Annotated in this window: 7 protein-coding genes; 6 read left to right on the top strand and 1 reads right to left on the bottom strand. The window is 64.4% G+C overall.

Annotation, left to right across the window (positions count from 1 at the left end; genetic code table 11):
• Positions 1-109 precede the first annotated feature (109 nt).
• The 4 genes from E3O23_RS12690 to E3O23_RS12675 all read left to right on the top strand — a co-directional run bounded on the left by E3O23_RS12690 (position 110) and on the right by E3O23_RS12675 (position 4,531).
• A complete protein-coding gene (locus tag E3O23_RS12690; protein ID WP_134491560.1) occupies positions 110-1,315 on the top strand; it encodes a type I restriction-modification system subunit M in 1,206 nt (401 codons plus the stop codon).
• Between the two features lie 599 nt (positions 1,316-1,914).
• The gene (gene istA / locus E3O23_RS12685; RefSeq protein WP_134491559.1) at positions 1,915-3,486 is read left to right on the top strand and encodes an IS21 family transposase; all 1,572 of its coding nucleotides are present in this window, start codon (positions 1,915-1,917) and stop codon (positions 3,484-3,486) included.
• Entirely contained in the window at positions 3,483-4,232 is a 750-nt protein-coding gene (locus E3O23_RS12680; protein ID WP_134491558.1) for an ATP-binding protein, read from the top strand. Before istA ends, E3O23_RS12680 begins: the two co-directional genes overlap by 4 nt.
• On the top strand, positions 4,229-4,531 hold the full coding sequence (locus tag E3O23_RS12675) for a hypothetical protein (protein ID WP_134491557.1): 303 nt from the start codon (positions 4,229-4,231) through the stop codon (positions 4,529-4,531). The genes E3O23_RS12680 and E3O23_RS12675 overlap by 4 nt, the downstream gene beginning before the upstream one ends.
• Before the next feature lie 124 nt (positions 4,532-4,655).
• Here the strand turns inward: E3O23_RS12675 and E3O23_RS12670 are convergent, their stop codons facing one another.
• Positions 4,656-4,904: a hypothetical protein gene (locus tag E3O23_RS12670; protein ID WP_134491556.1), complete on the bottom strand. Its 249-nt coding sequence runs from the start codon at positions 4,902-4,904 to the stop codon at positions 4,656-4,658.
• A gap of 387 nt (positions 4,905-5,291) precedes the next feature.
• On the opposite strand from E3O23_RS12670, the gene E3O23_RS12665 reads away from it, so the two are divergent.
• On the top strand, positions 5,292-5,495 hold the full coding sequence (locus E3O23_RS12665) for a helix-turn-helix transcriptional regulator (protein ID WP_134491554.1): 204 nt from the start codon (positions 5,292-5,294) through the stop codon (positions 5,493-5,495).
• Between the two features lie 114 nt (positions 5,496-5,609).
• Positions 5,610-6,662, top strand: coding sequence for a site-specific integrase (locus tag E3O23_RS12660; protein WP_134491553.1), 1,053 nt, complete (start codon positions 5,610-5,612; stop codon positions 6,660-6,662).
• The last annotated feature ends 17 nt before the right edge of the window (positions 6,663-6,679 follow it).

The following is a 6,679-nucleotide window of genomic DNA, read 5'->3' as shown; positions in this document are numbered from 1 at the left end:
CGCCACCCGCTACGACAAACTTGCCCTGACCTACCGCGGAGGAGTCGTCCTCCGCGCCATCACCATCTGGTTACACGAATTAGGAGACACGCCCTAGGACTGAGTGGGCATGACAAAACCAGCAACGATTTCCGCAAGCTCGACGATGACTGCGCGCATCGTATGGGACACCGCCGACAAGTTCCTCCGGAACGTCGTCGAGCCAAACGAGTACGGCGACTACATCCTGCCTTTCACCGTACTGCGCCGCCTGGAGTCCCTCCTCGCGGACACCAAGCCTCAAGTCATCGAGTACGTCGAATCACTCGGCGAGATGCCGCCGCACCTCATTGATATCGCTGTCAAGCAGAAGTTCGGTCTCAGCTTCTACAACGTTTCGCCGCTTGACCTCAAGGCGATCGCCTCGGTCGATGACAACGTCGACAAGTCAGTGCTCAGCTACATCGCCGGCTTCTCGCACAACATCGCCGACATCTGGAGCTCGTTTGAGTTCCCGCGCCTGGTCGCAACCCTCGCATCAGCCAACCGGCTGCACGCGGTCGTCCGCCATTTCTCTACGCTCGATCTCAGCCCTGACAAGCTCAGCAACACCGCTATGGGCGACATCTTTGAGGACGTCATGTACCGCGCCTTCAACAAAAAGGGCAAGGCGGCCGGTGCTTTCTACACCCCGCGCGACGCCATCAAGCTCATGGTTGACGTTCTTTTCGCCGCCGACGAGGACTCGCTCGTGGGCGAGAGCACGCTGCGCTCGATCTACGACCCTACGGCTGGGTCTGGCGGCATACTGCTCGTCGCCCAGCAGGCGCTGCTCGACATGAACCCCGCCATCCAAGTCACGCTGTTCGGTCAGGAACTCATGCCGTCCGCCTACGCTCTCGGTAAAGCTGACCTGCTCATCCAGGGCGGCCGTCCGGACGCGATCAAGAGAGGTGACACGCTGCTCCACGACGAGTACGAGGGGGATTCTCGATCCGCCCTACGGCCTCGGTTTGAGCGGGGTCACCTGGGATCGAAGCTCTATCGCCTTCGACGTGGGGTTTTGGAGCCTGGTCCGGTCCAAGCTGGCGCCGGGCGCGACAGTCGCAGTTCATGGGCATTCGAGGACCTTCACGAGGCAGAGCACTGCCGTCGAGGATGCCGGCTTCCAAATTGTCGATCACCTCGCGTGGGCAAAGGGCTTCGGCCACGCGACAGCGAGCCGGCACATCGATTCGGAGCTTCGCAAGGCAGGTGTCGCCGACGCAGCCACCGAGCGGTACGTCGGATGGGAGACCAAGTTAAGGAGCGCTTTCGAACCGATTTTGATCGCTAGGCATCTTGGACCGAGAGACTCGCTCATTGAGGCAATCGCCGCCGGCTCCGCCGGCGGCTTCAACGTCGGAGCTTCACTCATCCCCGCGGACCCCGCTGAGAATAGGAGCAGGCGGAACGGACGTGTAGACGCGAATACCAACCGCTCGATTCGACGGCCCGAGGGCTCCATGTCCGTGCCGAATGACGGTGGACGCAAGCCTGGGAACCTGATCTTGGAGCACAACGAAGCCTGCTCAGAGGCGGCGTGCGCGCCAGGCTGCCAGGTCACGCTCATCGACGCCCAAGGTCGCAAGAAATACGCGTCAGGGAAAGAGCTACCAAGCCGATTCTTCACCCAAATCAAGTACTCGCCTCGGGCTCACACGTCAGAGTCCCCCCGGCCGCACGGCACAGCAGGCCACCCGACGGTGAAACCAATGAATCTTGTGAATTGGTGAGTATTTGCGTTCCTGAGCGCCACCGGTATTGCGGTTGAGCGCCACTTACTCGTTCTCGGGAGCGCGTCTTTCAGCGCCACTGAATATTCGGGTTGAGCGCCACTGTTCGTAGGCTCCTTCTGCCGTGTGCCTCATCACGCGGCAGAAGGAGTAATCACAGATGGTACGGAAGATCAAGGCGAAGCTCGTGCTCAGGATGCGCAGCGAAGGGCTCTCGGGGAGGCAGATCGCCGCGCAGGGATTGTCCCGGCATAGTGTGGCGGCGGTGCTCGAGGCCGCGGATCGGGAAAAACTGACCTGGGACGATGTCGCCGGCCTGGACGACGCAGCGGTGTATGCGCGGTTGTTCCCCGACCGGGGTGTGCACGAGAGCGTGCATACGCAGCCCGACTGGGGGCACGTGCATCGCGAGCTCGCACGGGTCGGCGTGACGCTCAAGCTGTTGCATGGCGAGTACGTCGATCGGTGCCGAGCCACTGCTGATACGGCGATGGGGTACGACCGGTTTTGCAAGAACTACCAGCAGCATGTCCTCGTCATCGGGGCCGCGTCCCGGGTGGGCCATAAGGCGGGGCAGACGGTCGAGGTCGACTGGTCCGGGCCGACGATGCAGCTCACCGACCCGGTGACCGGGGCGTCGACACGGTTGTTCTTGTTCGTCGGGTGCTTGCCGTTCTCGAGGTACGCGTTCGTGGAACCAACGCTGGATATGCAGCAGGGCACCTGGCTGCGCGCGCATGTGGCGATGTTTGACTGGTTCGGCGGTAGCGTGCCTCGGGTCGTGCCGGACAATCTGAAGACCGGCGTGATCAAACATCCCGCAGAGGGCGAAGTGGTGCTCAACGATGCGTATCGGGAGTTGGCCGCGCACTACTCGGCTGCGGTGCTGCCGGGCAGGGTGAGGAAACCGAAGGACAAGGCGAGCGTGGAGAACACCGTCGGTCACGTCGCGACGTGGGTGATCGCCGGGCTCCGTCATCGCCAGTTCGGCACCTTGGCCGAGTTGCGGGCCGCGGTCTACGAGCGGATGGGTGCGTATAACCGTGAACCGTTCCAGAAACGTCAAGGCTCGCGCCTTGGCGTCTTCGATGCCGAGGAACGGCCGCTGCTTCGGCCGTTACCGGCGGTCGCGTTCGAGATCAGCCGGTGGGCGTATGGACGGCGGGTGCAGAAGAACGGGCACGTGGTGTGGGAGAAGAACTTTTACTCTGTGCCCTATGCCCATATCGGCCGCGCTGTCGATCTGCGCGTGACCGAGAGCATGATCGAGGTGTTCGGCGATAGCGAGCGGCTGACCAGTCACCTGCTGGCGCCGATAGGCGCGACCAACGAGTACCGCACGCATGACGCCGATCTGCCCAACGGGCCCAGATACCGGCAATGGGACTCGGCCCGGGTCCGCGAAGGGGCCGGTCGTGTCGGCGAGAACGCGGTGACCGTCGTGAACCGCATCTTCGAGTCCGTTCCCGTCGACGAGCAGGGCCTGGACGCGGCACTGGCGGTACTACGACTAACCCGCCGCTACTCGGCGGCGAGAGTCGAGGCGGCCTGCCAGATCGCGCTGGCTTCCCGGGTCCGGTCGCCCCGGTATGCGCATCTGCGCCCGATCCTGGAGACCAGACAAGACCAGACCGGCAGAAGACTGCCGAGGTTCGAGCCCGTCACCGAGACGCCGGCCGAGCCGACCGGATACGTGCGAGGCGCCGACTACTACGCAGGAGAGACACGATGACCCGCATCGATGGGGAGAGCAAACGCAAGCTCCGAGAGATGGGAGTCACCTCGCTGGTCGACGCGCTCGAGACGCAAGACGACACCCTCACCCTCGGGATGCCTTTCGAGGAACGGATCAAGCTCCTCGTCGATGACGCGCACGCGACTTTCACGCACGCGAAAGTCGAGGGGCTGATCCGCCGGGCCGGGCTGCGCTACCCGAACGCCGACCTTCGCAAGCTCGATCTCATCGAGCAACGCGGCCTCGACCGCGGGATCATCGCCCAGCTGGGCACCTGCACCTTTATCGAGAGGCGCCAGAACGTCGTGTTCCAAGGATTCACCGGCTCCGGAAAGTCGTACCTCGGATCGGCGCTGGCGAAGCAGGCCTGCCAACACCGGTATCGAGCGCACTACATCCGTATGCCCGACCTCGAAGAAGCCTGGGCTGCAGGCCGCGACAAACCCGGAGGCAAAGAGAAGTTCCTCCGGAAGTACGCGGCGTTCACCCTCCTCGTGATCGATGAATGGCTGCTGGACCCGCCGGACGACAACACCCGCAGCATGCTCCTAGAACTCCTGGAGCGCCGCTACGACACCACCTCGACCGTGTTCTGCACCCAGTACGCCAAGAAGGACTGGCATCAGCGCCTTGGCTCCGGCGTCCACGCCGACGCGATCATGGACCGAATCGTGCACCGCACGATCTGGATCGAGACCGGCGGCACCAACATGCGCGAACACGCCGCGGACAACGCGGCGTGACCCACGCCGGTGAGCGCGAGCTGAACCGCTGGCGCTCACCGGCAATACCAGCGGCGCTGAAGCGCAATACTCAGTGGCGCTCAAACGGAATAACTGGTGGCTCTCAAGGCATCAAATACTCAAATTGGCTCTGCGGTCTCATCGTGATGCCCGGCGAAACTTACTTGGATGGCTTCGCTGGCTCCGGCGCGATCTCCGAAGGGATCATCCGCGCCGGAGGCCGCTCCTACGCAATCGAGCGCGAGCCGGCGTACGCCGAACTAATCGAGCTCCGCTTCGCTGCGCTGGACCGCGGGTGACGCTGCGTCCCACATCCAAAAGTGGTCACCCTTGGTGATGCCAGCACGCGAGCCTCAGCCGTGACCATGGCACGGAAGGATGATGTGGATGAGATTGTTCCCACCCGCGCGCCATATCCCCGTCTCAACACCCATGAGCCTGCTCGACGCTGTTCCGGGAGAACCTGATCTTGTACTGGTCCCGCATCGCAGCGATCTGAGGGTCGTCGCTGCGAGAGCGAAGCACGGAGAAGTGGCCGCTCTCCTTGTCGGCGTCACCCACTTCGGTGAGGTCGCGCCCGGCACGCGCCAATGCCTGGCCCTCGGCCTCGCGGAGCCGGATCGAGAGTGACTGGCGGTACATCGAGGACTCGGTGCCGTTCTCGAAGATCACGCGTAGGCGCTGCTTCTGCTCCTACTTGGCACCCACGGCCGTGAAGGTCGTCTCACCGTTCTCGGCAACGAACAACATCACACCATTGAGAACGGTGGTCCGCCATTCATCGCGGGCGGGCCCACCGGCGCCACGGGCGACCTCCTGGAGAGCTACCCGCCAACCAATGCGACGTTCATGAACGACGTCGTGACTCGCGAAGCCGCATGGTTCACTGACAGCCACCAGGCGCATCCCGCCTCAACCCAAAGTCGACAACCACTCGTTGATCAGGTAATTCACCGCGCCAATTGAGCAGAACTGAAAATTCCTGGCACAGTGCCGCGCATGGACAGTGTGGAGCCCAGCACCCGCTGAGTCCCGGAACCTAACCGGAAGAAAACACTCATGACCACTGCTATCCTCGACGCCGTTCAGGTGTCACCGTTCCTCACCGAAGCCCAGGCCGCGTCCCGCCTGGGCGTCGTCCCGAAGACTCTCCGCAACTGGCGCAGCGCGCGCACCGGCCCGCCGGCCCTGCGCCTCGGCCGCTCCGTCCGCTACCACATCGAGGGGCTCGACGGCTGGGCCCTCGAGCAGACGGCGGCCTAGCATGGGCCGCCCGTCCCTGCCCATCGGCGTCGCCGGTGACATCTCGTACAGCGGGGAAAAGGAAAGAGCCGCGCGCGCTGCCGTTACCGCGGCGGCGACGGCAAGGTCCGGCTGATGGAGCGCACCGGTCCGACGCGGGCCGCTGCCAAGGTGTTGCTCCTCGCTGCGGTCAAGATGCGCGCCACCTCCGGCGACGCCGACCTCAACGGCGAGACGACCATCGAGACGCTGATGCGCACCTGGTGGCCGTGGAAGTTGGAAACGTCCAAGCTCAGCGAGGGCACCAAGGGCAACTACGCTGATGTCATCAACCGCATCATCATCCCCGGGCTCGGCGCGGTGAAGCTGCACGAGGCGACCACCGGCCGGATGGACCGGTGGCTGGTGAAGGAGCGCAGGACGCGCGCCGGCCAGGCTGAGATTGCGCGCACGCTGCTCAACCAGGCTTTCGCTTTCGCTGCCCAGCGCGACGCCATCGCCGGCAACCCGGTCGCCAACGTCAGCCGGCCCATCGCGACCAAGCCGGTGCCTCGCGCTCTGACCACCGACGAGCTCGTCGCACTCCGCGATGCTGTCCGCGGCATGCGGCAGAACACCTGGCTGGCCGACGCTTTCGAAGCGCAGCTCGGCCTGGCTGGCCGCATCGGCGAAATCGCCGCGCTCACGGTGGAGGACCTCGACCTGGACCACCCGGTCAGCCCGCGCGTCCACATCGTCGCGACTGTCATCACGCCGAACGGCCAGAAGCACTCCCGGCAGCTGCACACCAAGGACGGCGAGGCCGGCCGGAGGACGGTCATCATCCACGACTGGCTGGTGGCCATCCTCCGCAACCGGGCGCGGCTCGCCGGCCCGAGCGGCCTGCTCTTCGCTTCGCGGAATGAGACGTTGCTCGACCCGCACAACATGCGGGAGTCGTGGAGGAACATCCGGGACGCGGCCGGGCTCGGCTGGATGACGCCGCACCACCTCCGGAAGACGGCGCTCTCCCGGATTGCCGAGGTGTTCGGCCTGGAGGCGGCTTCCGCATTCGTCGACCACAAGGGGACCGATGTGACGACGCGGCACTACATCGAGAAGGTCCTCGTCGCCGGGCCCGACGTCCGCACGGCGTTCGACGGGCTGAGCCCGAAGTCGCACCTGCGGCTTGTTGAGAAAGCCCCGTAGTCCGGGTTTTCAAAACG

Source organism: Cryobacterium tagatosivorans (assembly GCF_004402215.1).
Taxonomy (GTDB): Bacteria; Actinomycetota; Actinomycetes; order Actinomycetales; family Microbacteriaceae; genus Cryobacterium; species Cryobacterium tagatosivorans.
The sequence above is the reverse complement of the archived record's forward strand: the minus strand, read 5'-3'. Positions and strand labels throughout refer to the sequence as shown.

Bases quoted from the DNA above. Each gene is read 5' to 3' on its own strand.
- E3O23_RS12690 (WP_134491560.1), top strand. From the start codon at position 110: ATGACAAAACCAGCAACGATTTCCGCAAGCTCGACGATGACTGCGCGC.
- istA (WP_134491559.1), top strand. From the start codon at position 1,915: ATGGTACGGAAGATCAAGGCGAAGCTCGTGCTCAGGATGCGCAGCGAA.
- E3O23_RS12680 (WP_134491558.1), top strand. From the start codon at position 3,483: ATGACCCGCATCGATGGGGAGAGCAAACGCAAGCTCCGAGAGATGGGA.
- E3O23_RS12665 (WP_134491554.1), top strand. From the start codon at position 5,292: ATGACCACTGCTATCCTCGACGCCGTTCAGGTGTCACCGTTCCTCACC.
- E3O23_RS12660 (WP_134491553.1), top strand. From the start codon at position 5,610: ATGGAGCGCACCGGTCCGACGCGGGCCGCTGCCAAGGTGTTGCTCCTC.